Below are 23,592 nucleotides of genomic sequence, written 5' to 3'. Positions count from 1 at the left end.
GAAGAAGGGAGCGCGGGTCCATGGAGCGGCAGATTGCCGTCCATGGAGACGCGTCGCTAGATCGCGTGGCGTCGAAGGCTTTACATATTGAAACTTTGGGCCAGCCGGTCTATAGGCGGTCCCGCCCGACCCGATAGAACGGCCTAGGAGCCCCGCAACCGCCCCGCCGACGCCCGTTGCCCCGCCCTGCCCTCGTTCGTCGATCCTGGGGCCGTTCCGGCGCTCCCGCGCCGTCCTCGGTGCCCTTATCCGCCAGAGCCGTCGCCGGGCTCCCCATTCAAGACCTGACTTCGGGGTCGCCGCAGTCGCGACGACAGCGGTTTAGCGCTCGCTCCCAGGGGGGCGTCATCCTGCCCCCCTGGGGGGGCACTTGATTGGGGTCTGCGCATCGCGGCCTTCATCTCGCGCTGCGTCGGTGTATCGCGGGGGGCGCGCCCGCCAGGGCGACATTCCGGCCCCCTGGGGGGCCCAATTTTTTCCCCGGCCGGGAGCGCGATCGGACCGGGCGGATTGCTCGGCTCCGGCGGCCTCGGGATGCCGCCGTCTGTGGGTAACTCGCTGCTCTCAATATGAGAAATACACCCTGTTGAAGAGGGGTTCGAGTCGGGGGTTCGAGTTCCCTCCCCTTCCGCCTCAGAACCACGATGAATAGGGCTCTTTGCGCGTTTTGCAGGGGTTCGAGTTGGGGGTTCGAGTTCGGACCTTGGGCGCACTGAAGGCACCCGGGCCAGAACGACGTAGAGCAGCTTCCCCTCGTCCTGGCTGGCGAGCTTGTCGCGGCGCACCAGTCCGCGGTCTTCCAGCAGGCGCACGGCCTTCTTGAGCGCCTGCAGGTCGGGGACGTAGTGCTTGGGGCCGCTACGCGGCTGGATGGGCGTCAGGCGCCGCAGGAGGGCCGCGTAGGTGGACTCGCCGCGTCCGGTGTGGAAGTTGGTGAAGCGCACGAGCTGGAGGAACAGCTTGGTCATCCAGGAGGGCAGAGCCTCCAGCGCCTCGAGCTCGTTGAGGGACACCATCACGAAGCCGTCGGCGACAGCCTGCTTCGTGGCGTAGACAGCCGACTTCCTCATGCCTTGGTCGGGCTGTGCTCGTCGCAGATGCCGCCGCGCAGCACCGGGAAGTCGCCGCGCTTGCATCGGGGCATCTCGCGCGCGGACAGGCTGTCGGGGTTCAGCCAGTACGGGTCGAACTGCTTGCAATTTGCACAGCAGCGCCGGTCCTTCGGCGCGATGTAGCCCATGCGCGCCAGGCGCTCGGCCTGGCTGGTCTTGGGCGGGGCCACGGGAGCGGCGGGAATGCCCGGGAGGGCTGTCTGCTGCTGCATCACCGTTGGCACCTCGACAGGTCAGCCGCCGTCGCCAAGAACGACTGATAGTTCCCATCGGCTGGGCGCTTCACCCACAACCACGGCGCGCCCTGCTGGCCCTGGGTGGCTTCGAAGGGGCCGATCACCTCGACGGCGTACATGCGAGGGGTGCCGTAGGCCGGGGCCGTTTGCTTTGTGTAGGTGCAGGTCATGCCCGGGGCGGGCTGCTCTGCTGCAAGTGCCTGGCCGGTGGCGACCAGGCTGGCGATCAGGAGGGCGTTGCGCATGTTCATGCTCCCACCTGGCGGACGTACCGCACGCAGAACGAGAAGCCGGGCCACTGGCGCCGGGCGTCGTCTTTGGCGCGGTCTCGCGCCGTCTGATCGCTGATGGCCAGGCCGCGCCACGTGTGTACGTAGTCCGTGCGCAAGACCTGGCACCGCACCTCCCACAGAGGGGCGCTCTGTGCAACGCCCCCGCCCGAAGGGGGGAACGTCAGCGAGGTGGGGCGATTTATCGTTGTAGCCTCCATGAATCAACCTCCCATTGAATCGATTCAATTTAATCGTAGCACGGATTAAAACGAATCGATTAAACTGATCGGGACCCACCGCAAGCGAGGAGTGAAGAATGCTGAAAGCTGCTGACTACGTGCGAATGGCCAAGCAGACCCTTGGCGACGTCGACATGACCGACCGGAAGCTGGGCGAACTGCTGGGCGGCATCGCGCAGCCGGTCATTTCGCAGGCCCGCTACGGCAAGATGTCAGACCCGTTGGCGCTGCGCCTGGCGAGCGTTCTCCCGAACGTGCACGCAGGCGAGATCCTGTGGGTGGCTCGCATGGAGCGAGAGAAGGACCAGGCGGTGAAGTCCGCGCTGGAGGACTACGTGGGAAAAGTGTTGGCCGCCATGCCCAAGCCGTCGGCCTTGGTGCCGACCGCTGACCTGGCGGCCTTCCCCTTCAAGCGGCGTGGGAAGAAGCCCACCGTGTGCATTATGTGACTATCTAGATTTGATGCTCGTAGGCGATCGCCCGACAGCGACCGGCGCATCCGCCTCGCATCTCTCTCCTCGACTGCCGGATGCCGCCTTCCCCGGCCGATCCCTATGCTTCCCTCACGTCGAAACAGTGGCGCCTCGAGGCACCCGGTCGACTCACAGGGAGTTGTCATCATGTCCAAGCTGTCGTTCCTCATCGGCGCGTTCTGCTGCGCGCTCCTGGCCCTCGAGACCCCGACGGCCACCGCCGCCGGCAACCTCAACGCTCTTTCCAAGACCGATTACCGCTTGCTGCCGACCTGGCAGGTCCAGTCCGTCGTCAACACCGCGGACGTCCAGGACCGGCTCCAGCCCCAGCCGCTGAATCACCAGGTCCGTCCCGGCGATGTCGTCGACGTCGAGGTCCGCTACGTCAACGCCGCCGGCAAGCCTGCGACCGACGTCCGCCTCACGCTACCGGTCCCCGCGGGCGGTCTGCGTGTGCTGCTGGGCGGCTCCAGCGACACGCCGCCTCAATTCGCCAGCCTCGACGGCAAGCGATACGACCCGATCCCGCTCAAGCGCGAATTGCGCCTGGCCGACGGCCGCCGCGCCACGATCGACGTGCCGACGTCCGAATACCGCTTCGTCCGCTGGCACCTCGGCGATCTGCCCGCTGGCGCGGAACGCGCCGTCCGCGCCCGGCTTCAACTGCCCGAGGAATCGGCCGCCAAGCCCTGAGATCTCCATGGCCGACCGGTGTCTTCGCACCCAATGCGGCGAACGTCGCCTCGACGGGCTCCCGCGCAGCTGATGGAACTCGACCTTCGCGCCCTTCTGGGCACCGACGCCCTGCCCGGCCGCCGGCGTCTTGCGCCGCACGGCTCCGCGTCGTCCCAGCGGCGACGTCCGCGCCGCGTCGTCGATGGGGCCTTGGCGAAGCCCACCCAGCAGGGACCTCGTCGTATCGAGTGAAGCCGGGGCCGGCGCGTGCGTCGGCGGGCTCGGTGTGTGGAAAGCGGCCGGCGTGCCGACGATCAACGCCATCGGGCCGAGTGACGCGACGAGCCGGATCATGCGGCTCTCCGGCTCGCGCGCACCAGCAAGGCCGCTGTGCGCGGGCGATGCGCTCGATCGCCCGCCACGTCCGCGCGGATCTCGGCGGCCAGATCCAGCATTGCGTCGATCTGATCGGCCATCGCCTCCGCGTCGGGATCCAGCGCGATCTCACGGATCAGCACGAACTGCCGCCGCTCGCTGTCCGCGGCGATCGTCGCGCCCGACAGCGCGTCACGATCGGCGTTCAGGCGCAGGAGGCGCAAGGCCAGCGTCCCGGCGGGATCCTCCTGCGGGATCGCCATCACGCGCGCCACCAGCATCACACGGTCTTCGTCGCGCTCGACGACCGAGTCTCGCGAACCTGCCGGTCTCCTGCTGGCGCCCTTGCGGATCTGCGTCAGCGGCCGGAGTCCGCCAGCAGCGCAGCCAACGATGCCTTCCACAGCGTTGCCACCGTGTGCGAGCCATGGCCGCGCGTGGCCGGGCTGAGCGGGATGACGATCGCCTTGCCACGCGGAACGCGTTTGATCTCCTGTTCCAGCAGGCCCAGTTCGGGCGGATTGATCAGGTCGTCCGCCGTGTTGACCGCCAGCAGCGGCGCCTTGATCCGCTCCAGTCCCGGGTTGGGGTCGTAATCGCGCGAGGACTCCAGCGCGTAGAGCGTGTCATTGGCATCGCTGTGCTTCTCGCCGTTGGCCACGGCCGCGTCGATGGCCGCATCGGCGGCGGCAAGCGTGGGCAGTTGCTGCTGACGCAGCACCGGGTTGCTCGACATCAGCATCAGCATCTCGCTCGCCGTGCCCAGGCTCGGCGGCTGGCTCTTGTAATTGCCCCCCTGCCAGGCGGGGTCGTTGCGGATCGTGTCGATGACGACCCGGCGCCACAGCCGGTTGCGGCCGGCGATCTGCGTCGGCAGGCTGGCCAGCGGCATCAGCGCATCCATGAAGTCCGGATGGCGCTGACCCCACAGCCAGGTGTGCATGCCACCCATCGAGGTCCCCATGACCAGGCGCAGATGGTCCACCTTGAGACCCTCGGTGACGAGCAGGTACTGCGCCCGCACCATGTCCTCGTAGCCGTAGCGCGGGAATCTCGCGCGGAGTCCGTCGCTCGGCTTCGACGAGGCGCCATGGCCGATGCCATCAGGCAGGATCAGGTAGTAGCGGTTGGCATCCAACAGGCCACCCGCGCCGAAGAGCTCGCCGGAGAACTCGGGGCGGATGAACTGCGCCCCCGTCCCGCCGGTGCCATGCATGATCAGCACGGCGTTGCTGACTCGGCCGCTCGCGTCTCGCCGCGGCTTGCCCAGCGTGCGGTAGTGCAGCTTCAACTCGGGCAGCACCTCGCCGCTGGCGAAGCGGAAGTCGCGGGCGATGAAGTCGCCCTCCACGGGCACGAGGTCCTCGGCCGCCCACGCGGGACCGCCGAGCAGGCCGCCGGTCAGCAGGACCAGGCACAGGCGCTTGAAGAACGTGAACATGGGGGCGGCTCCGGATCAGCTGGATTCGATATCACGCACCACGCTCATCACCTTGGTGGTGATGATGTCCACCGCCGGACCGTTGGCCCCGTGCGGCAGGATGACGTCGGCGTTGCGCTTGGTCGGCTCGATGAACTGCTTGTGCATCGGACGCACGGTTTCCAGGTACTGGTTCACCACGCTCTCGGTGCTGCGGCCGCGTTCCCGGATGTCGCGCTGCAATCGGCGGATGAAGCGCACGTCGGAGGCGGTGTCCACGTAGATCTTCAGCGACATCAGCTTGCTCAGCTCGACGTCGTACAGCGCGTAGAGGCCCTCCACCACGATCACCGGCGCGGGTTTCACCGTGATGGTCTGCGAGGAGCGGTTGTCGGCCGCGAAGTCGTACACCGGCATCTCGATCGCCTGCTCGTCGCACAGCGAGGCCACGTGTTGCGTCATCAGCGGCCAGTCGAAGGCGTCGGGGTGGTCGTAGTTCTGCTTGCGCCGGTCTTCCGGCGACATGTGCGACTGGTCCAGGTAGTAGTCATCCAGCATCACCACCGCCACTCGCGCCGGGCCGATGGACGACAGCACCTGACGCGTGACGGTCGACTTGCCGCTGCCGCTGCCGCCGGCGACGCCGATCACGAAGGGGTTGTTGTTGTTGTTCTTGGTTGTTTTCATGGAGATCTTCGCCATGCGTAAAGCCATGGCCGGGTTGTCGAACTGCGGAGCATCCCACAACCGAGCCCGGATCCCCTGCGGGCGCCCATGCAGACGCGCCCCAAAAGTCGCGTTCGCGGGCAAAGCTGCCCGCTTCGCGTTCATTCGATCTGGACGTTCGCCTCCTTGACGAGTCTCGCGAACTTGCCGGTCTCCTGACGGATCTGCGCCGCGAGCTGCTCACTGCTGCCGCCGGTGGGCTCCGCGCCGATCTCCTGCATGCGCTGGCGGAACTCCGGCGCCTGGATCACCTTCACCATCTCCGCGTTCAGCCGCGTGACGATGTCCTTGGGCGTGGCGACCGGCGCCAGCACGCCGAACCAGGTGCCGATGTCGAAACCCTTGAGCCCCATTTCCTCCAGCGTCGGGACATCGGGCAGGGCACTCGAGCGCTTGGCCGTGGTCACCGCCAGCGCGCGCAGCTTGCCCGCCTTGATGTGCGGCAGCACCGGGGTCACCGTGTCGAAGGACATCTGGATCTGACCGCCCAGCAGGTCCGTCGCCAGCGGCCCGCTGCCCTTGTAGGGCACATGCAGCAAGGTCGTGCCGGTGGCGTTCTGGAACTGCGTGCCGATCAGGTGCTGCGCCGTCCCGTTGCCGTTGGAGCCGTAGCTCCACTGGCCCGGGTGCGCCTTCAGCGCGGCGACCAGCTCCGGCACGGACTTCGCGGGCGTCGCGCTCGCGTTGACGACGAGCACGTTGGGAACCAGCGCGATGCCGGTGATGGGGATGAAGTCGCGCTGGAAGTCGTAAGGCAGCTTCTTGTAGACGCTGCTCGCGATCGTGTGGTGCACCGCGCCGATCAACAGCGTGTAGCCGTCGGGCTTGGCCTTGGCGACGTAATCGGCGCCCAGCGTTGCGCCCGCGCCCGGTCGGCTTTCGACGATGACCGGCTGACCCAGGCTCTGCTGGAGCTTCTCGGCCAGCGCGCGGGCGAGCACGTCGGTGGTGCCGCCCGCCGGGAACGGCACGATCAGCGTGATCGGCTTGGCCGGCCACGGTTGGGCGAAGGCGGGCGCTGAAATGCCCAGGACCCCGATGGACGCGGCGATCGCCGCGATCAGGGTACGGCGGCGTAAAGAGCTTGCAACGTGGTTCATGGTCTTGTCTCCTGACGATGGCTCTGCTGGCCATTCGACGTGGGTGTCAGTTTCTTCAGGCCGGTTGACGCAGCGCGGCGACGACGGCCGCGGTGACATCGGTGGTGCGGGCCTGTCCGCCGAGATCACCGGTGTGCAGCGCCGGGTTCGCGGTGACCGCCTCGATCGCGCGCATCAGCCGCTGCGCGGCCTCTGCCTCGCCGAGGTGTTCCAGCAGCATCACCGCGGACCAGAAGGTCCCCACCGGATTCGCCAGCCCCCTGCCCATGATGTCGAACGCCGACCCATGGATGGGCTCGAACATCGATGGATAACGGTGCTCCGGGTCGATGTTCCCCGTGGGCGCGATGCCCAGGCTGCCCGCGAGCGCCGCTGCCAAGTCGCTCAGGATGTCCGCATGCAGGTTGGTCGCGACGATCGTGTCGAGCGACGCCGGCTTGTTGACCATGCGCGCGGTCGCGGCGTCGACGAGCTCCTTGCCCCACGTCACGTCGGGGAACTCCCGCGCGACCTGCGCCGCGATCTCGTCCCACATCACCATCGCGTGGCGCTGCGCGTTGCTCTTCGTGACCACCGTCAGCAGCTTGCGCGGCCGCGACTGCGCCAGCTTGAACGCGAAGCGCATGATCCGCTCCACCCCGGCCCGCGTCATGATGGACACGTCGGTCGCCGCCTCGATCGGATGCCCCTGATGCACGCGGCCGCCGACGCCGGCGTACTCGCCCTCCGAGTTCTCGCGCACGATGACCCAGTCGAGGTCCTTCGGTCCGCAGCGCTTGAGCGGCGCGTCGATCCCCGGAAGCACGCGCGTCGGCCTCACGTTGGCGTACTGGTCGAAGCCCTGGCAGATCTTCAGCCGCAGGCCCCACAGCGTGATGTGATCGGGGATGTCGGGATCGCCGGCCGACCCGAACAGGATCGCGTCCTTGCCGCGCAGCGCGTCCAGCCCATCGGCCGGCATCATCTCGCCGTGCGCGCGATACCAGTCCCCGCCCCAGCCGAAGTCCTCGAACTCGAAACGAAAGCGGTCCGTAGTGGCGGCCAGCGCTTCCAGCACCTGACGGCCGGCGGGAATCACTTCCTTGCCGATGCCGTCGCCCGGAATCGTGGCGATGCGATAGGTCTTCATGCGATCGGTCTCCTGGTCTTGCATGGAACAACGAGGCCGACTCTAGGCATCCGCGCCCCGCTCGGATCGCCGCTACAGTCAAGCCGTCCTTAACCTGAGCTCAACAATCGAACCGGAGTCCGCATGCCCGCCCGAGCGCCCTCCTCTGTCGCCCTGCCGTCCTCGGCCACCATCGCGCCGGCCGACCTGGGGTTCTTCTCCGCGCTGTGCGGCGCCGGCAGCCTGAGCGCCGCGGCGCGCGAGCTCGGCATCACGACGGCGGCGGTCAGCAAGCACCTCACGCAGATGGAGAGCCGCCTCGGCGCCACGCTGCTCAGCCGCACGACGCGCCGCATGAGCCTGACGCAGGAAGGCGAGCTCTACCTGGAGCACGCGCGGCGCATCCTCGCGGCCATCGACGACCTGCAGGACGTGATGAGCGCCAGCGGCCGCACCGCGAGCGGGCTGCTGCGCGTGAACGCGACGCTGGGTTTCGGGCGCACGCACATCGCGCCGCTCATCTCGAGCTTCGTGCGCCAGCATCCGAAATTGCAGGTGCAGCTGCAGCTGTCGGTGAATCCGCCGCCGCTGCACGAGGACGCGTTCGATGTCTGCATCCGTTTCGGCCCCCCGCCCGACGCGCGCGTGATCGCGCGGCGCCTGGCGGGCAACCGGCGGCTGCTGTGCGCGTCGCCGGCCTACCTCGCAGCGCGGGGCACGCCGCGCACGCCGGCGGAGCTGGTGCGTCACGACTGCATCGGCATCCGCCAGGGCGAGGAGGCCTACGGCCTGTGGCGGCTGAGCGCCAGGCGCGGCCGCAAGGTGGTCACCGAGGCCGTCAAGACGCGCGGCGCGCTGACGACCAACGACGGCGAGATCGCCGTGAACTGGGCGCTCGACGGCCACGGCATCCTGATGCGCGCGCAGTGGGACATCGCGCGTTACCTGGCCAGCGGCCGGCTCGTCCAGGTGCTGCCCGACTGGGACACGCCCGACGCCGACATCTACGCCGTCTACCCGAGCCGCGTGCAGGGCACGGCGCGGGTGCGCCAGTTCGTGGACCACCTGGCCCGCGCGCTGGGGGATGACCAGCCAACGAGGACCACGGCGGCGACAACCACGAAGGCGGCGGCGGGCTAGCATCGATGCCTCCGGCCGGCAAGCCGGAGGAACCGTCGCGGGCCGCAGCCGATTGCGGTCTTGGGGATCCCGCGTTTGGCCTTCAACTGGCAGGCTTCTTCCTCGCGTCCCTCACGGACGGAAAGGGCAAAGATGAGCGCACACGGATTGCTGGACCAACTGCTGAGGTCCGGCCGGGATCTGCTGGAAGGACGCGGCGGCGCGTCCACCGGCCTGGGCGGACTCGCCAGCCGGGGCGGGCTCGGTGGACTCGGTGGATTGGGCGGTCTCGGTGACCTGGGCAAGCTCGGCGCCGGGGCCGGCGCGATCGGGGTCCTGGGCTCGCTGCTGGGCAGCAAGCGCGGCCGCAGCTATGGCGGCAAGGCGCTCAAGTACGGCAGCATCGCCGCGCTCGGGCTGATGGCCTACAAGGCCTACACGAACTGGCAGGCGCAGCAGCAACAAGGGCAACAGGGCCAACAGGGGCAACAGGCACCAGGCGCCGCGGGATCGGGCTTCACCGGGTCGGGGTCGGTTTCAGCGTCGAACTCGGGATCCGCGTCATGGACCCCGGGCGCCCTGCCCGCGGAACCGCGCACGCTGGACCGCGTGCCGCCAGCCGAGGCCGAGCACCACAGCCGCGCCGTGCTGATGGCGATGATCGCGGCGGCCAAGGCCGATGGTCATCTCGACGACCGCGAGCGCGGCCTGATCGAGAACGAGCTCGCCAGCCTGGACGACGATCCCGGCCTGCGCGCCTGGTACGAGGAGCTGCTGCGTCAGCCGCTGGATCCCGCGCGCGTCGCGCAGGCGGCCACCTCACCGGAGATCGCCTCCGAGATGTACCTCGCCACCTTGCTGATGGTCGACGAAACCAGCTTCATGGAGCGGGCCTACCTCGACGAGCTCGCCCGGCAGCTGAAGCTGCCCGACGGGCTCAAGGCACAACTGGAGGCGCAGGCGCTGCAGGGCTGATCGCAGGATCAGTAGTGCACCACCGAGCGGATTGACTTGCCCTCGTGCATCAGGTCGAAGGCCTCGTTGATGGCGGTCAGCGGCATCGTGTGCGTCACGAAGGGCGCGAGCTGGATGTCGCCGCGCATGGCCTCCTCGACCATGCCGGGCAGCTGCGAGCGCCCCTTCACGCCGCCGAAGGCCGTGCCCTTCCAGCTGCGGCCGGTGACGAGCTGGAACGGCCGCGTCGAGATCTCCTGGCCTGAACCGGCCACGCCGATCACGATGGACTGGCCCCAGCCGCGATGCGCGCACTCGAGCGCCGCGCGCATCACGTTGACGTTGCCGATGCATTCGAAGGTGTGATCCACGCCCCAGGTCGTCATCTCGACGATCACCTGCTGGATAGGCTTGTCGTGGTCCTTCGGATTCACGAAGTCGGTGGCGCCGAAGACCTTGGCCAGCTCGAACTTGGACGGGTTGGTGTCGATGGCGATGATGCGGCCGGCCTGCGCCAGCTTCGCGCCCTGGATCACCGCCAGGCCGATGCCGCCCAGGCCGAAGACCGCGACGCTGTCGCCCGGCTGGACCTTGGCGGTGTTCTTCACCGCGCCCAGGCCGGTGGTCACGCCGCAGCCCAGCAGGCAGACCTGCTCGGGGTTGGCGTCCGGGTTGATCTTGGCGAGCGACACCTCGGCCACCACGGTGTATTCGCTGAAGGTCGAGCAGCCCATGTAGTGATAGATGGGCTGGCCGTTGTAGCTGAAGCGCGTGGTGCCGTCGGGCATGACGCCCTTGCCCTGCGTGGCGCGGACGGCCACGCACAGGTTGGTCTTGCCGGACTTGCAGAACAGGCACTCGCCGCATTCGGCGGTGTAGAGCGGGATCACGTGGTCGCCGGGCTTGACGCTGGTGACGCCCTCGCCGACCTCGACGACGATGCCCGCGCCCTCATGGCCGAGCACCGCCGGGAACAGACCTTCCGGATCGTCGCCGCTGAGCGTGAACGCGTCGGTGTGGCAGACGCCGGTGTGGGTGATCTTGACCAGCACCTCGCCCTTGCGGGGCGGCGCGACGTCGATCTCGACGATCTGCAGCGGCTTGCCAGCTTCGAACGCGACGGCGGCACGGGACTTCATGGGGAGGGCCTTTCGAATGGAGATGGGAACGGGCGTCCGCGAAGGACGGCGCGCCCCGAGGGGCGCGCGATGCGAGCCAGTCTATACCCCGGGCCCCGGTCGGACGCGCTCTTGAGGCCCCTCGTCCGCGCGACGCATGCGCTTCGCGCACGGGCCCCGTGGTGTCCGCGGTCGCGGGGCGCGTCAATGCGCGAGGAGGTAGCGCGCCATCAAGCGCGCCTGGGTCTCGCTCAGCCCCAGCGTCGGCATCGCGGTGTGGGCGTCGAGCGCCTGGGGATCGCGGATCCACGCGGCCAGGCCGTCCTCGGTCGCCGGCGCGACGCCGCCGATGCGGTCTCGACCGGCCAGGCCGCTGAGCCGCGGACCGTTGGCGGTGTCCGGACCGACCACGCCCGGTATCGCGTGGCACGCGGTGCAGCCGTGCTGACGGAAGGCGCGCTGAGCCAGCTCGACACTGGACAGCGCCGGCACCAGCGGCGCGGGTGCATCCACCTGGCCGTCGCAGCGGCCGCGTGGGGAGACGGGCGTGGCCATGGTCGTCGTCGTGGCTGGGCTCGTGATCGTGGCCGCGGTGGTGGCCGCCGTCGTGCTCACGCTTGCGGAGGTCCCCACCATCGCGCGGTACTGGTCCGGCGTCATCAGCGGCAGCGCGTCGAGGAAGGCGACGATGGCCCAGAGCTCACGCTCCTCCAGCCGGTACTCCCAGGCCGGCATGCCGCTCATCTTGATGCCATTGCGCGTGATCCAGTAGAGGTCCTGCGGGCGCCAGTGACGCGTGGCCTCGATGAGCGAGGTCGGCACCGGCTGCAGGCCCAGCGCGAAGGGCTCGGGCGCGACGCCGGGCGCGCCGTGGCAGGCCACGCAGCGGTCGCGGAAACACGCGGCGCCGAGCATCACGCGGTCGCGCGCATGCAGATCGGCCGGCGGCGGATGCGCGTCGGCGCGCCGCTGCACCGCGCGCTTGAGCGCGATCTCCAGCAGCGAATGCACCGGCTGCCAATGCGGACCGGTGGCCGACACGTCATAGACGCCCCAGCCGATGAAGGCCGCCGCGCCCGCGATCCCCAGCGCGGCTGCCGCCACGAAGGCAGCGATCACGGCGCGGATCGGCGATCGGAGCAGCGGTCGTCGTGCTGATCGCGAGGGTTGGGGCTCGGTCATGGCCGCCCAGCGGCAAGCGCGATGCCAAGGGAGATCGAGGCCTGGCTGCAAGCCCCTCGCCCGCGCAACGGGAGAGGGGTTGGGGTGAGGGCTCGTGTGAGGGCACGGTGCCCTTCGAAGAGCCCTCACCCCTCCCTTGTATGTAGCAAAGTAGACCCTGGCCGCCACAGGCCGATCCTCCCAGGGTAGGCGCTGAGGCGTCATGCCGAGGGAGAGCGAGGGTCGTGGCGGCCTATCTCGGTCGCCGTGACGGATAGCCCGAACGGTTGTGAGGTCCATCGAGGCCGTATCGAACACAAGGAAGGGCACTGTCATGAGCGACGAGATCTTCGTTGGCGTCGACGTTTGCAAGGCTTGGCTGGATACGGCCCAGGTGTGCAGCTCAAGCGCCGCTGTGCCAGGCGAGCTGACTGCGAGAGTGAACAACGATGAGGCCGGGCGCGCAGAGCTGGTGAATCAGCTCAAGCGCCTGTCGCCGACGTTGGTGGTGTTGGAAGCCACCGGCGGTTTCGAGGCAGCGTTGGCCAGCGAGTTGTGCGCGGCAGGCATTGCGGTAGCCGTGGTCAATCCCAAGCGAGTGCGCGACTTCGCCCGATCAATGGGCGTTCTTGCCAAGACAGACCGGCTGGACGCACGGGTGTTGGCCAAGTTTGCTTTGGCCGCCCGTCCCCAGGTGTACGCGCTACCCGACGAGACTCAGCAGGAGATCACCGAGCTCGTGGATCGACGTGCGCAGCTGGTGACGATGCGCGCGCAGGAGAAGAACCGCTTGGCCACGGTCAAGCACGTGGCGCGTACGAGCGTGCGACACCACATCGAGTGGCTGGACAAGAGGATCAAGGAGATCGACAAGGATCTGGACGGTCGCTTGAAGGACTCGACGATCTACCAGCCCAAGTACGAGCTGTTGGACAGCGTGCCGGGCATCGGCCGAGTCACGATCTCTACGCTGCTGGGACGCCTGCCTGAGTTGGGGACTCTGAACCGCAAGCGCCTGGCGGCGCTGGTGGGGCTGGCGCCGATGGCCGATGACAGCGGCAGACGGCACGGTCAGCGCTACATCCAGGGCGGACGGGCAGACGTGCGCGCGGTGCTGTACATGGCTGCACTCTCCGCCAGAAGGTGCGACGGGCCGATCAAGGACCTGTACTCGCGCCTACGCGCCTCAGGCAAGCCCTACAAGGTCGCCATGACCGCGTGCATGCGCAAGCTGCTGATCATCCTCAACGCCATCCTCAAGTCCGGCCAACCATGGAGGCTCATCGAGAGCGCTTGACACGGTTGCTCTCCCGCTTCGCGGGCGAGGGCGATCGGTTGGCGCTCTGCATCCCCTTTCCCGCTTGCGGGCGAGGGGGCCTTCGGCCATTCGGCGGATCGGGCACTTCGCATGCCGGGGAGCGCGCATGCCCCGACGCCACCTCCTGCTCGCCGCCCTGTCCTGCGCCACGCTCACCGCCTGCGGCCCCTCGCCGGATGAGCCGCTGAAGCGCTGGCAGGTGGAATCCGCGGACCCGGTGCGGGGCCGGCAGCTGATGTCCCAGTACCAGTGCGGCAGCTGCCACCTCATCCCCGAGGTGCCGGGCGGCGGGCAGCGCGGACCCGGCCTGCAGGGCTTCGGCCGGCGCAGCTACATCGCCGGGCAATGGCCCAACACGCCGGAGACCTTGCAGCAATGGTTGCGGGATCCGCCCGCGATGCAACCCGGCACGGCGATGCCCCGGCTCGGCGTGTCCGAGCAGGACGCCCGCGACATCGCCGGCTACCTGCTCTCGCTGCGATGAGCGCGACCCTGCTGCGCCCGGCCGGTCCGCAGGCGGAGGCGCTGGCGGGCGCGATGAGCACCGCCCTGGCCGTATGCGCCTTCGCCTTCGTCGTCGCGATGGGCGCCCTGGCCGCCGCGCTGTGGTGGCGCGGCCGACGGCCCGTGCCCTCGGCCCTCTGGCTCTGGGGCGGCGGACTGGTGCTGCCGGTGCTCGTCTTCGGCGGACTGCTGCTGCACGGCGAGCGCCAGACCCGGGGCCTGCTCGACCCCGCGCCACCCGGCGCGCTGAGGATCGCCGTCACCGGTCACCTCTGGTGGTGGTCGCTGCGGTATGACGCCGAGGGCGACACGCCCGCCTTCGTCACGGCCAATGAGCTGCGCGTGCCGGTGGGCCGGCCCGTCGCGCTGACGCTCGCGTCCGACGACGTCATCCACAGCTACTGGGTGCCCGCGCTGGGCGGCAAGATGGACCTGGTGCCCGGGCGGTTGAACCGGCTGACCTTCACCGCAGCGCGGCCCGGCGTCTATCGCGGGCCCTGCTCGGAGTACTGCGGCACGCAGCACGCGACGATGGTGCTGCAGGTGGTGGCCATGACGCCCGAGGACTTCGCGCGCTGGCGCCGCGAGCAGGCGGCCGATCCGCCCGCGCCGGTCTCGCCCCGCGCGATGCGAGGCGCCGCGCTGTTTGCCGAGCACGGCTGCGTCTCGTGTCACACGGTGCGCGGGAGCAGCGCCGCCATCGGCTCCGCACCCGCATTGGGACCGGACCTGACCCATGTCGCCAGCCGCCTGTGGCTGGGCGCGGGCGCGTTGCGACAGCGCGGCGCCGGCAGTGATGTCGCCGATGACGCGGCCAGTGCTGCGGTCGGTCAGCCGACCGGCGACGCCCGCCCCGCGCTCCGCGCCTGGATCCGGGACGTCCAGCAGGTGAAGCCCGGCGCGCGCATGCCGAGCTATCGCCACCTGCCGGCGGGGGACATCGAGGCTCTCGCGGAGTACCTCGCCGAAGCCCCTGCGAAGCGGCCCCTGGTCGCCGCCACGCCATGATCGAGAACGAGATGATTGGCGACGCGGCGAACGGCGACGCGATCAGCCGTCCCGCCAACCGCCTGCCGCGACCGCCGGGCGAGCTCGAACGGCTGGAGGCCGCCTGGGCGCCGCCGCGCGGCTGGCGCCGGGTCGGCAGTGTCAACAACGTCTTCATCGGCAAGCTCTACATCGCCACCGCGTTCGTGTTCCTGCTGCTGGGCGGCGTGCTCGCGCTGCTGATCCGCGCGCAGCTGGCCGCGCCCGGTCAGACGCTGATCGATGCGCCGCTGTTCCAGCAGCTGTTCACGATGCACGGCACGGTCATGATGTTCCTCTTCGCCGTGCCGATGGTGGAGGCGATCGCGGTCTTCCTGCTGCCCAACATGCTGGGCGCGCGCGACCTGCCCTTCCCTCGCCTGTCCGCCTATTCCTACTGGATGTACGCGATCGGCGGCCTGGCCTTCTACGCCACGCTCTTCTGGCGGCTCGCGCCCGATGCCGGCTGGTTCATGTATCCGCCGCTGAGCGGCGCGACCTACTCGCCGGGGCTGAACGCGGACTTCTGGCTGCTGGGCATCGGCTTCATCGAGATCTCCGCCATCGCCGGCGCGATCGAGCTGATCACCGGCGTGCTGATGACGCGCGCGCCGGGCATGCGGCTGAGCCGGATGCCGGTCTACGCGTGGGCGATGCTGGTGGTCGGTCTGATGATCATCCTGGCCTTCCCGGCAGTGATCGCCGGCACCGCGCTGCTGGAGATGGAGCGCGCCTTCGACTGGCCGATCTTCGACGCCACCCGCGGCGGCGACCCGCTGCTGTGGCAGCACCTGTTCTGGTTCTTCGGCCACCCCGAGGTCTACATCATCTTCCTGCCGGCGGCGGGGCTGGTGTCGACGATGGTGCCGGCGCTCGCGCGCACCACGCTGGTCGGCCGGCATGCAGTGACGGCCGCGCTGATCGGCATCGGCGCGGTCAGCTTCCTGCTGTGGCTGCATCACATGTTCACCGCGGGCCTGGGCGGCATGGGCATGAGCCTGGTGTCCATCTTCAGCGTCGCCATCGCGATCCCCGGCGCGCTGCAGGTCTTCGCCTGGATCGGCACGCTGTGGCGCGGCCGGCTGCAGTGGACGACCGCGACCTGGTTCCTGGTCGGCTTCCTCGTCACCTTCGTGCTGGGCGGACTGACCGGCGTGATGCTCGCGCTGCTGCCCATCGACTGGCAGGTGCACGACACCTACTTCGTCGTCGCGCATTTCCATTACGTGCTGATCGGCGGCATGGTGCTGCCGATGTTCGCGGCGCTCTACCACTGGATGCCGCTCTGGAAGGGTCGCGCGATGTCCGAGCGCGTCGGGCGCTGGGTCTTCGGACTGATCTTCGGCGGCTTCCACCTGACCTTCTTCCCGATGCACATCGCCGGGATGCTGGGCATGCCACGGCGCGTGCACACCTATCCTTCGGGAATGGGGCTGGAGCTGCCGAATGCGCTGTCTTCGGTCGGCGCGGTGATCATCGCGGCGGGCGTGCTGCTCTTCGTGATCGACCTGGTGCGCAGTCAGCGCGGGCCGGAGCAGGACCATGAGGACCCATGGCGCTCGTCGACGCTGGAGTGGCTCCCGTCGGAGAACTACGGCACGCGCAGCATCCCGCATGTCGAGCACCATGAGCCGCTGTGGCATCGGCCCGGTCTGCATGAGGAAGTCGAGGCCGGCGTGCATTGGCTGCCAGGGACGATCACCGGCGGACGCGAGACGCTGTTGACCAGTCCCGCGCGGGCGCATCCGCTGCGGATCGTTGTCCTCGCGGGGGACAGCCTGTGGCCGTTGGTCGCGGCGATCGGGACAGCGGCGTTCTTCCTGTTGATGACGGTGAAGGCGGTGGCGGGCACGGTGGTCGGCGGCGTGGTGGCGATCGTCGCGATCTGGGCGTGGCTGTGGCAGACGGATCGCGCGCCGGCCTTCGAGGACGCGGAAGCGGCAGACGGCGTGATCCTGCCGATGGGCGCGAGCCGCTGGCAGGCGCCGTCGTTCTGGGGCGTGGTCATCCTGATCGTCGTGCAGGCGACGATCTTCGCGTCCATGGCCTTCGCGCATCTGCACGTGGCGATGCGGCTGGATGTGTGTCCGCCGCCAGGGGCCGGGCTCGCGGATGTGTCGACCTTGATGTTCGGGTCGATCGCTTATGCGCTCAGCGCAGCGATCGTGATGGCCACAGGGCGTGGCGCTTGGCGCGCGCCGGTGGCGAGGTGGCGGGCCGTGTGGCTCGTGCCGGCGTTCGGGCTGGTCGTCGGAGCCTTCGTGATGGGCTTGCAGACCGCATGGCCGGCGGAGCGCCCGCCCACGCTCGATGCGTGGACCGGGACGCTCGCCGCGATGCACAGCCTGCAGGGGTTGCAGGTCGCGGTGGCCGCGTTGCTCGCGCTCTACTTCGGGGCGCGCATCGCGTCTGGGCTCGTCCGGCCCCGGCAGCACGCGACGCGCGAGGCGGTCGTGCTGCTTTGGGGCTGGATCTGCGTGCAGGGCGTGGTCACGCTGTGGTGGCCACGGTGGATCGCGTGAGGCTGCGCGCTCGTTGACTGCCCTCGCCGCTGGCCCTCACCCCTGCCCTCTCCCGCAAGCGGGAGAGGGAGTATGCAAGGCACCAACCGATCGCCCTCGCCCGCGGAGCGGGAGAGGGAGGGGTGAGGGCTCGTGATCGACAGCGAGCCCTGCCCCTAGCCCTCACCCCCTGCCCTCTCCCGCTTCGCGGGCGAGGGGGCCCAATACGCACCGATTGACAAGGTTTATCACGCGCAAGCGGGAGAGCAATCAAACGCCGAGGAGGGAGACGGCCTTGGTGTTGAGGTAGGCCTCGAGCGCCTCGGGGCCGCCCTCGGAGCCGTAGCCCGAGTCCTTCACGCCGCCGAAGGGCATCTCGGCCGAAGGCGTGGCGGGCTGGTTGACCCACAACATGCCGACTTCCATCCGTTGCGCGAGCAGGTGGGCGTTCTTGATCGACCGCGTGAAGGCGTAACCCGCCAGGCCGAAGGGCAGCCGGTTGGCCTCGGCGATCGCGTCCTCGAGCGCGTCGAAGCCGCGCACCGCGGCGATCGGGCCGAAGGGCTCGTCGTTGAAGACCGACGCATCCAGCGGCACGTCGGCCAGCACGGTGGGCGCGAAGAAGTTGCCGGCGCTGCCGACACGCTCACCGCCGGTGGCGATCTTGGCGCCGCGCTCGCGCGCCTCGGCCACGATCTTGGACATCGCCACGACGCGGCGCTCATTGGCCAGCGGGCCGAGCGTCGTGCCTTCGGCCAGGCCGTCGCCGAGCTTGAGGCCTTGCGCGTGCTTGACCAGCGCGGCGGTGAACTCGTCCTTGAGGCTGTTGTGGACCAGGAAACGCGTCGGCGAGATGCAGACCTGGCCCGCGTTGCGGAACTTCGCGCCGCCGGCGGCCTTCACGGCCAGCGCGACGTCGGCGTCCTCGGCGACGATCACCGGCGCGTGGCCGCCCAGCTCCATCGTCACGCGCTTCATGTGCGCGCCGGCCATCGCGGCGAGCTGCTTGCCGACCGGCGTCGAGCCGGTGAAGGTGACCTTGCGGATCACCGGATGCGGGATCAGGTAGCTGGAGATTTCATGCGGATCGCCGAAGACCAGGCCCACGGTGCCCGGGGGCACGCCGGCGTCGACGAAGGTCTGCAGCAGCGCGGCGGGCGACGCGGGCGTCTCCTCAGGCGCCTTGACCAGGAAGGAGCAGCCGGTGGCCAGCGCCGCGCCGAGCTTGCGCACGATCTGGTTGACGGGGAAGTTCCAGGGCGTGAACGCAGCGACGGGGCCGACCGGTTCCTTCAGCACGAGTTGCTGCGCGGCGAGGTTGCGCGACGGGACGATGCGGCCGTAGACGCGGCGGCCCTCGTCGGCGAACCACTCGATGATGTCGGCGCCGGCGAGGACCTCGACCTTGGCCTCGGCGACGGGCTTGCCCTGTTCCTGGGTCAGCAGTTTGGCGATCTCGGGGGCGCGCTCGCGCAGCAGCGCGGCGGCGCGGCGCATGGTGGCGGCGCGCTCGTGGGCGGAGATGTTGCGCCAGGCCTCGAAGCCCTTCTGGGCGGCGTCGAGCGCGCGGTCGAGGTCGGCCTTGCTGGCGTGGGCCACGCGGCCGATCACGGCGCCGGTGGCGGGATTGCGGACGTCGATCGTCTTGCCGCCGGTGGCATCGACCCATTCATTGGCGATCAGCAGGCGGGTATCGGGATAGGAGGGAGTGGTCATCGCGTGGTCCTCGAAGACGAAGGAAGAAATCTTGGGCGCTGACTCTACCCCCTCCCCTGCGACGGGGTTGTGCCGCAGCGGACATGTCCGACGGAGCACAGGCGTATTGGTCGCAGGTCGCCCGGGCACGCTGAATCCCTTTCCCGGAAGGCGGTGTCGAGGGTTTGCGCGCCCCAATGGAAGGTCGCAAGTTGGATAGATTTCCTAGCCTCTCGACAATGCCGTGTTCATGAATCCGCTGGTCACTCTTCTGCTGATGCAATTCGCCTTCCGCCTGCTCTCGCAAGACCCAGTGGATGCGGTGCTCTTCACCTCGTTCAGCGCATTGCTGGCCTTGCCGGCCTGGTGGACAGGCGGACTCAAGAGCTGGCGCGGCATAACCGACATGGCGCGCGCTCATCCGCTGCAAGCGGCGATGGCCGCCCTGATGCTGGGGCTGTTGATTGTGATGCTGGCCATGCTGGACAACCCATGGACAAGGATCGCCGCCGACCTGATCCTGGGTTTCTTCTTCTACTTCAGCTTCGGCTGCCTGGCGATCTGGGCCTTGGATCGCTTCAAGCGACGATCGGGATCGTGATGGGTCAGGCTGACATGAGCAACAAGCCTCATTTGGTGTTTTCCTGCTTTCTCACCGAGGTCGACCACGTCGCGACGGCGCTCGGCGAGACGGCCAGCAGGGACAACGGGTCTGTCTATCAATTGATCAGGAGCCCCTTGGATCTTGAAGAGGTGGCTTTTGGCAAACCCAGCAGCAGTGGGCGCACGAAGAAGAAGGCGGTGATCTTTGAAGCGCAGGCGGATCCGGTATGCACCGTCCTGGTCAGCAACATCGCTGACGGATGGCACACGCTGGTGAATGTCTTGAGCGCCAGACTGAATGTTCCCTGCATTCAGATCAACAGCACCGCCGATGGCGTGATCAACGCCTTCAACCAGTTTGAGATTCAAGTGCCCGGCATGGAAAGCCGTGTCGTGCATGCGCTTGAGGATGGCGATCGATGGGTCTTCTTCGAGAAAGGTCCGATCCAGCCCTTCGAGTCGCCCGAGCACTACAAGAAGCGGCGCATCCGGGACCGCTTGCGCAGGCAGGACTTGATGGCGTACCTCGAGGCGCTCGGTATTGATGCGCAAAGCGAGGACTTCTGGAAGGGGGAAGGACGGCACGGCATCTACCTGGTGCAGGTCTGATCACCTGCGGGATCGCCACTTGCCCGCCTTGCCGCACCCTGACTTCGTGCTGGATGGATGACCGCTTTCCTGGACCGCCTGCCGCATGCGCCTCCGCGCGCGTGGATCGCTGCCTTCCTGCTCGCGCTCGCGGCGCTGGTCGGCGTGACGCCCTTGCCCGCCCTCGCCCAGGATCCCCCCGCCGCTGAATCCACCGATCCAGCCAAGCTGCTGGACGCCGCCCGCAAGGACCTCGCGGCGCTCAAGGCGCAGCAGGACAAGGCGCTCAACGAGCAATCGCTGCGCGACTTCAAGGACAAGGTCGATCAGGTGAAGTCCCGCACCGATCAGGCCGCCTCCGCGCTCGAACCCCGCCTCAACGACGCCAAGGCCCGGCTCGCCGAGCTCGGCGATCCCCAGCCCGACGTCAAGGAAGCCCCGGAGCTCGCCACCCTGCGCGCCCAGCTCAACCGCGAGGTCGCCACGATCGACGCGCAGGTCAAGGTCGCCAAGGACACCGGCCTGCAGGCCGACAGCTACCTCGCCGCCGCCACCGCCAACCAGCGCCTGCAGCTCAGCGCGCAGCTCGGCGAGCGCTACCCGTCCGTCCTCCAGTCCAGCTTCTGGACCTCGCTGCGCGCCGCGCGCGCCGATGACACCGAGCGCGCCCGCGTCTTCCTCGCTGAGCTCGGCGCGCTCTGGGATGGCGTCCCCGGCACGGCCTGGGGCACCTTCCTCGCCGCGGTCGCGGTCTGGCTGGCGCTGTGCCTGGGCGCGCGCCGGCTCACCGCGCGGCTCTGCGCCACGCGCGTCCCGCAAGGCCGTCTGCGCCGATCGCTCTTCGCCGTCAGCGAGGTGATCCTGCGCACGCTGCGCCCGGGGCTGATCGTCCACGGCCTGATGCTCACGCTGACGAGCGGTACCGCGGCGCTCAGCGACGCACCCGGCTCGGTCGGCGCGTGGCTGGACACCGTCGAGACCATCGTCTGGTTCGGCGGCTTCGTCGCCGGTCTCGGCGCCGCGTTGCTGATGGCCCGCAAGCCCTCCTGGCGGCTGCTTCCGGTGCCCGACGACACCGCCGCGCGTCTCGCCTGGTTCCCCCGCACGCTCGCGGCCGTCGTCGTGCTGGGCTGGCTGTCCTCGCGCACGGCCGCCACGCTCGAGCTCAGCATCGCCTGGAACAGCGCCGTCCACGCGCTGGCCTCGCTCACCTTCATCGCGGTGCTCGCGGCCGCGATCGCGCAGCTGCGACGAGGCACGGAGGCTGCCACCGCCTCCTCCGCTGACGAGGGCACCAAGGCGTCCAAGGACGACCGGAAGTCCCGCGACGATCAGGCCGGCACCGGTCAGCATCCCGAACTGACCATTCGCCCGTTGTGGCTCTCGGTGCTGCGCGCCGCCGCGTGGCTGGTGCTGGTCGGCTCGGGACTGGCGCTGCTGACCGGTTTCGTCTCGCTGGCGATGTTCGTGCTCAACCAGGTCGTGTGGGCGCTCATCGTGCTGGGCGGCGCCTCGCTGCTGACGCTCCTGGTCGACGACTTGTTCATGACCTTGCTGGCGACCTCGCCCGACGCCGCGGGCAAGGCCGCCACCCAGGCCGACAGCGCCGCCGAGGACACGCCGCGCCCACCGCGCACCCGCGAGCAGACCGCGCTGCTGCTGTCCGCGCTGTGTCGCGTCACCATCGGCTTCTTCACGCTGTTGCTGCTGCTGGCGCCCTACGGCGAAGGGCCGATGGACCTGGTGCGCCGCTCCGGCAGCCTGCAGGACGGCCTGGCCATCGGCGCGCTGACGCTCAAGCCCTTCGACCTGCTGCAGGGCATCGCCGTGCTGGTCATCGGCATGGCCGCGGTGCGGCTGCTCAAGGGCTGGCTGTCCGACCGCTACATGCCCACCACGCGCATGGACGTCGGCATGCGGTCCTCGACGACCACGCTCTTCGGTTACGTCGGCACCGTCGCCGCGATCGCCGCCGCGTTGTCGGCGGTCGGCTTCAGCCTGCAGAGCGTCGCGTGGGTCGCGAGCGCGCTGTCCGTGGGCATCGGCTTCGGGCTGCAGTCCGTCGTGCAGAACTTCGTGTCGGGCCTGATCCTGCTGGCCGAGCGGCCGGTGAAGGTGGGCGACTGGGTCTCGCTGTCGGGCGTCGAGGGCGACATCCGCCGCATCAGCGTGCGCGCCACCGAGATCCAGATGGGTGACCGTTCCACGGTCATCGTCCCGAACTCGGAGTTCATCACCAAGATCGTGCGCAACGTCACCTATGGCGAGTCGCTGGGCATGGTGCAGTTCAAGCTGCCGATGCCGCTGGCCACCGACACCGATCGCGTGAAGGCGCTGGTGCTGGCCTCCTTCCAGGCGCATCCGGGCGTGCTCGCGACGCCCGCGCCCAACGTGCAGCTCGACGGGGTGGATGGGACCAACCTGGTCATGAATGCCTCGGGCTTCGTGAACTCGCCGCGCGCGGCCTACGGCATCAAGAGCGATCTGCTCTTCGACGTGCTGACGCGATTGCGCGCCGAGGGCCTGCTGCCCGGACAGGTCGCACCACCCCCCGCGCCGGCATGAATGGCCCCATCAGGGCGCGCGGACTGTGTCGACGCGACAATCGCCGGCGCCATGAATACGACCACGCCTTCCTCGCTTCCGATCAACCCGATCACCCCGGTCTTCGCCGACGCCGCGCCCGTCGCGCCCGTTCCGATGGACAAGGCCTACCGGCTGCTCAACCACGGACCGACCGTGCTGGTCTCCGCCGCGCACGGTGGCGTGCGCAACGTCATGGCCGCTGCGTGGTCCTGCGCGCTGGACTTCAAGCCGCCCAAGGTCACGGTGGTGCTCGACAAGGCCACGCGCACCCGCGAGCTGGTCGAGGCCAGCGGCGTCTTCGTGCTGCAGGTGCCGACCGCGCAGCAGGCGGCGCTCACGCACCAGCTGGGTAATCGCAGCCTGCATGACGATCCGGAGAAGCTCGCGCATGCGGGGGCGCGACTCGTCGATGTGAGGGTGGCCGATGCGAGCGTGCCGCTGGTCGAGGGCTGCGCCGCGTGGCTGGTCTGCCGCGTGCTGCCCGAGCCGCGCAACGAGCAGGTCTACGATCTGTTCATCGGCGAGGTGATCGCCGCCTGGGCCGATGCGCGCGTGTTCAGCAACGGGCATTGGCACTTCGAGTCGGCGCCGCCCGCGCTGCGCAGCCTGCACTACATCGCGGGCGGACAGTTCTACGCGATCGGGGAATCGATCGTGGTGCAGAACGCTTGAGCCCCTCGCCC

The 23,592-nt window shown here is 69.0% G+C and carries 22 protein-coding genes; 12 read left to right on the top strand and 10 right to left on the bottom strand.

Features of this window, described 5'->3' with window-relative positions:
- Positions 1–1,066: 1,066 nt before the first annotated feature.
- Complete coding sequence (locus ACNI65_RS09935) at positions 1,067–1,324, bottom strand: hypothetical protein (protein ID WP_416762714.1); 258 nt, start codon at positions 1,322–1,324, stop codon at positions 1,067–1,069.
- On the bottom strand, positions 1,324–1,599 hold the full coding sequence (locus ACNI65_RS09930) for a hypothetical protein (protein WP_416762712.1): 276 nt from the start codon (positions 1,597–1,599) through the stop codon (positions 1,324–1,326). The genes ACNI65_RS09935 and ACNI65_RS09930 overlap by 1 nt, the downstream gene beginning before the upstream one ends.
- 337 nt (positions 1,600–1,936) lie before the next feature.
- On the opposite strand from ACNI65_RS09930, the gene ACNI65_RS09925 reads away from it, so the two are divergent.
- Together ACNI65_RS09925 and ACNI65_RS09920 are read left to right on the top strand one after the other, a co-directional pair.
- Complete coding sequence (locus tag ACNI65_RS09925; protein ID WP_416762711.1) at positions 1,937–2,308, top strand: hypothetical protein; 372 nt, start codon at positions 1,937–1,939, stop codon at positions 2,306–2,308.
- Positions 2,309–2,479: 171 nt separating this feature from the next.
- A complete protein-coding gene (locus tag ACNI65_RS09920; protein WP_416762710.1) occupies positions 2,480–3,025 on the top strand; it encodes a hypothetical protein in 546 nt (181 codons plus the stop codon).
- A gap of 332 nt (positions 3,026–3,357) precedes the next feature.
- Here the strand turns inward: ACNI65_RS09920 and ACNI65_RS09915 are convergent, their stop codons facing one another.
- From ACNI65_RS09915 to ACNI65_RS09895, 5 genes are all read right to left on the bottom strand, one after another.
- Positions 3,358–3,786 (bottom strand): type III secretion system chaperone, encoded by a 429-nt coding sequence (locus ACNI65_RS09915; protein ID WP_416762708.1) that lies wholly within the window; start codon positions 3,784–3,786, stop codon positions 3,358–3,360.
- Positions 3,741–4,823, bottom strand: a complete 1,083-nt coding sequence (locus tag ACNI65_RS09910) for an alpha/beta fold hydrolase (RefSeq protein WP_416762707.1) — start codon at positions 4,821–4,823, stop codon at positions 3,741–3,743. The genes ACNI65_RS09915 and ACNI65_RS09910 overlap by 46 nt, the downstream gene beginning before the upstream one ends.
- Positions 4,824–4,838: 15 nt before the next feature.
- Positions 4,839–5,489, bottom strand: coding sequence for a uridine kinase (gene udk / locus ACNI65_RS09905; RefSeq protein ID WP_416762706.1), 651 nt, complete (start codon positions 5,487–5,489; stop codon positions 4,839–4,841).
- 140 nt (positions 5,490–5,629) lie between these two features.
- Positions 5,630–6,628 carry a Bug family tripartite tricarboxylate transporter substrate binding protein gene (locus ACNI65_RS09900; RefSeq protein ID WP_416762705.1) on the bottom strand — a complete coding sequence of 333 codons (999 nt, stop codon included), beginning with the start codon at positions 6,626–6,628 and terminating at the stop codon, positions 5,630–5,632.
- 55 nt (positions 6,629–6,683) lie between these two features.
- Complete coding sequence (locus ACNI65_RS09895; RefSeq protein ID WP_416762704.1) at positions 6,684–7,757, bottom strand: tartrate dehydrogenase; 1,074 nt, start codon at positions 7,755–7,757, stop codon at positions 6,684–6,686.
- Between the two features lie 123 nt (positions 7,758–7,880).
- Between ACNI65_RS09895 and ACNI65_RS09890 the strand changes: the two genes are divergently transcribed.
- Together ACNI65_RS09890 and ACNI65_RS09885 are read left to right on the top strand one after the other, a co-directional pair.
- The gene (locus ACNI65_RS09890) at positions 7,881–8,876 is read left to right on the top strand and encodes a LysR substrate-binding domain-containing protein (protein ID WP_416762703.1); all 996 of its coding nucleotides are present in this window, start codon (positions 7,881–7,883) and stop codon (positions 8,874–8,876) included.
- A gap of 132 nt (positions 8,877–9,008) precedes the next feature.
- Positions 9,009–9,830: a tellurite resistance TerB family protein gene (locus ACNI65_RS09885; RefSeq protein WP_416762702.1), complete on the top strand. Its 822-nt coding sequence runs from the start codon at positions 9,009–9,011 to the stop codon at positions 9,828–9,830.
- A gap of 8 nt (positions 9,831–9,838) precedes the next feature.
- Here the strand turns inward: ACNI65_RS09885 and ACNI65_RS09880 are convergent, their stop codons facing one another.
- Both ACNI65_RS09880 and ACNI65_RS09875 read right to left on the bottom strand, forming a co-directional pair.
- Positions 9,839–10,948 (bottom strand): S-(hydroxymethyl)glutathione dehydrogenase/class III alcohol dehydrogenase, encoded by a 1,110-nt coding sequence (locus tag ACNI65_RS09880; RefSeq protein ID WP_416762700.1) that lies wholly within the window; start codon positions 10,946–10,948, stop codon positions 9,839–9,841.
- A 183-nt stretch (positions 10,949–11,131) separates the two neighbouring features.
- Positions 11,132–12,046: a c-type cytochrome gene (locus ACNI65_RS09875; RefSeq protein ID WP_416762699.1), complete on the bottom strand. Its 915-nt coding sequence runs from the start codon at positions 12,044–12,046 to the stop codon at positions 11,132–11,134.
- A gap of 376 nt (positions 12,047–12,422) precedes the next feature.
- On the opposite strand from ACNI65_RS09875, the gene ACNI65_RS09870 reads away from it, so the two are divergent.
- The 4 genes from ACNI65_RS09870 to ACNI65_RS09855 all read left to right on the top strand — a co-directional run bounded on the left by ACNI65_RS09870 (position 12,423) and on the right by ACNI65_RS09855 (position 17,458).
- Positions 12,423–13,385, top strand: coding sequence for an IS110 family transposase (locus ACNI65_RS09870; protein ID WP_416762088.1), 963 nt, complete (start codon positions 12,423–12,425; stop codon positions 13,383–13,385).
- 127 nt (positions 13,386–13,512) lie between these two features.
- Positions 13,513–13,890 (top strand): c-type cytochrome, encoded by a 378-nt coding sequence (locus ACNI65_RS09865; protein WP_416762698.1) that lies wholly within the window; start codon positions 13,513–13,515, stop codon positions 13,888–13,890.
- A complete protein-coding gene (coxB, locus tag ACNI65_RS09860; RefSeq protein WP_416762697.1) occupies positions 13,887–14,918 on the top strand; it encodes a cytochrome c oxidase subunit II in 1,032 nt (343 codons plus the stop codon). Before ACNI65_RS09865 ends, coxB begins: the two co-directional genes overlap by 4 nt.
- Entirely contained in the window at positions 14,915–17,458 is a 2,544-nt protein-coding gene (locus ACNI65_RS09855; protein WP_416762696.1) for a cbb3-type cytochrome c oxidase subunit I, read from the top strand. The genes coxB and ACNI65_RS09855 overlap by 4 nt, the downstream gene beginning before the upstream one ends.
- A gap of 249 nt (positions 17,459–17,707) precedes the next feature.
- Here the strand turns inward: ACNI65_RS09855 and ACNI65_RS09850 are convergent, their stop codons facing one another.
- Positions 17,708–19,153, bottom strand: coding sequence for an NAD-dependent succinate-semialdehyde dehydrogenase (locus tag ACNI65_RS09850; protein ID WP_416762695.1), 1,446 nt, complete (start codon positions 19,151–19,153; stop codon positions 17,708–17,710).
- A gap of 229 nt (positions 19,154–19,382) precedes the next feature.
- Between ACNI65_RS09850 and ACNI65_RS09845 the strand changes: the two genes are divergently transcribed.
- From ACNI65_RS09845 to ACNI65_RS09830, 4 genes are all read left to right on the top strand, one after another.
- A complete protein-coding gene (locus ACNI65_RS09845; protein ID WP_416762694.1) occupies positions 19,383–19,733 on the top strand; it encodes a hypothetical protein in 351 nt (116 codons plus the stop codon).
- A gap of 14 nt (positions 19,734–19,747) precedes the next feature.
- Positions 19,748–20,344, top strand: a complete 597-nt coding sequence (locus ACNI65_RS09840; protein ID WP_416762693.1) for a hypothetical protein — start codon at positions 19,748–19,750, stop codon at positions 20,342–20,344.
- 57 nt (positions 20,345–20,401) lie between these two features.
- Positions 20,402–22,888: a mechanosensitive ion channel domain-containing protein gene (locus ACNI65_RS09835; RefSeq protein ID WP_416762692.1), complete on the top strand. Its 2,487-nt coding sequence runs from the start codon at positions 20,402–20,404 to the stop codon at positions 22,886–22,888.
- Between the two features lie 135 nt (positions 22,889–23,023).
- Entirely contained in the window at positions 23,024–23,581 is a 558-nt protein-coding gene (locus ACNI65_RS09830; protein WP_416763603.1) for a flavin reductase family protein, read from the top strand.
- Positions 23,582–23,592: the final 11 nt, after the last annotated feature.

This window comes from Roseateles sp. So40a (assembly GCF_048081605.1).
Taxonomy (GTDB): Bacteria; Pseudomonadota; Gammaproteobacteria; order Burkholderiales; family Burkholderiaceae_C; genus Roseateles.
Note: the sequence above shows the minus strand (reverse complement) of the source record. Positions and strands in the feature narration are given on the sequence as shown.

Coding starts and splice junctions, on each gene's coding strand:
- ACNI65_RS09935 (WP_416762714.1), bottom strand. CDS start 1,324: ATGCAGCAGCAGACAGCCCTCCCGGGCATTCCCGCCGCTCCCGTGGCC.
- ACNI65_RS09930 (WP_416762712.1), bottom strand. CDS start 1,599: ATGAACATGCGCAACGCCCTCCTGATCGCCAGCCTGGTCGCCACCGGC.
- ACNI65_RS09925 (WP_416762711.1), top strand. CDS start 1,937: ATGCTGAAAGCTGCTGACTACGTGCGAATGGCCAAGCAGACCCTTGGC.
- ACNI65_RS09920 (WP_416762710.1), top strand. CDS start 2,480: ATGTCCAAGCTGTCGTTCCTCATCGGCGCGTTCTGCTGCGCGCTCCTG.
- ACNI65_RS09910 (WP_416762707.1), bottom strand. CDS start 4,823: ATGTTCACGTTCTTCAAGCGCCTGTGCCTGGTCCTGCTGACCGGCGGC.
- udk (WP_416762706.1), bottom strand. CDS start 5,489: ATGAAAACAACCAAGAACAACAACAACAACCCCTTCGTGATCGGCGTC.
- ACNI65_RS09900 (WP_416762705.1), bottom strand. CDS start 6,628: ATGAACCACGTTGCAAGCTCTTTACGCCGCCGTACCCTGATCGCGGCG.
- ACNI65_RS09895 (WP_416762704.1), bottom strand. CDS start 7,757: ATGAAGACCTATCGCATCGCCACGATTCCGGGCGACGGCATCGGCAAG.
- ACNI65_RS09890 (WP_416762703.1), top strand. CDS start 7,881: ATGCCCGCCCGAGCGCCCTCCTCTGTCGCCCTGCCGTCCTCGGCCACC.
- ACNI65_RS09885 (WP_416762702.1), top strand. CDS start 9,009: ATGAGCGCACACGGATTGCTGGACCAACTGCTGAGGTCCGGCCGGGAT.
- ACNI65_RS09880 (WP_416762700.1), bottom strand. CDS start 10,948: ATGAAGTCCCGTGCCGCCGTCGCGTTCGAAGCTGGCAAGCCGCTGCAG.
- ACNI65_RS09870 (WP_416762088.1), top strand. CDS start 12,423: ATGAGCGACGAGATCTTCGTTGGCGTCGACGTTTGCAAGGCTTGGCTG.
- ACNI65_RS09865 (WP_416762698.1), top strand. CDS start 13,513: ATGCCCCGACGCCACCTCCTGCTCGCCGCCCTGTCCTGCGCCACGCTC.
- coxB (WP_416762697.1), top strand. CDS start 13,887: ATGAGCGCGACCCTGCTGCGCCCGGCCGGTCCGCAGGCGGAGGCGCTG.
- ACNI65_RS09855 (WP_416762696.1), top strand. CDS start 14,915: ATGATCGAGAACGAGATGATTGGCGACGCGGCGAACGGCGACGCGATC.
- ACNI65_RS09850 (WP_416762695.1), bottom strand. CDS start 19,153: ATGACCACTCCCTCCTATCCCGATACCCGCCTGCTGATCGCCAATGAA.
- ACNI65_RS09845 (WP_416762694.1), top strand. CDS start 19,383: ATGAATCCGCTGGTCACTCTTCTGCTGATGCAATTCGCCTTCCGCCTG.
- ACNI65_RS09840 (WP_416762693.1), top strand. CDS start 19,748: ATGAGCAACAAGCCTCATTTGGTGTTTTCCTGCTTTCTCACCGAGGTC.
- ACNI65_RS09835 (WP_416762692.1), top strand. CDS start 20,402: ATGACCGCTTTCCTGGACCGCCTGCCGCATGCGCCTCCGCGCGCGTGG.
- ACNI65_RS09830 (WP_416763603.1), top strand. CDS start 23,024: ATGGACAAGGCCTACCGGCTGCTCAACCACGGACCGACCGTGCTGGTC.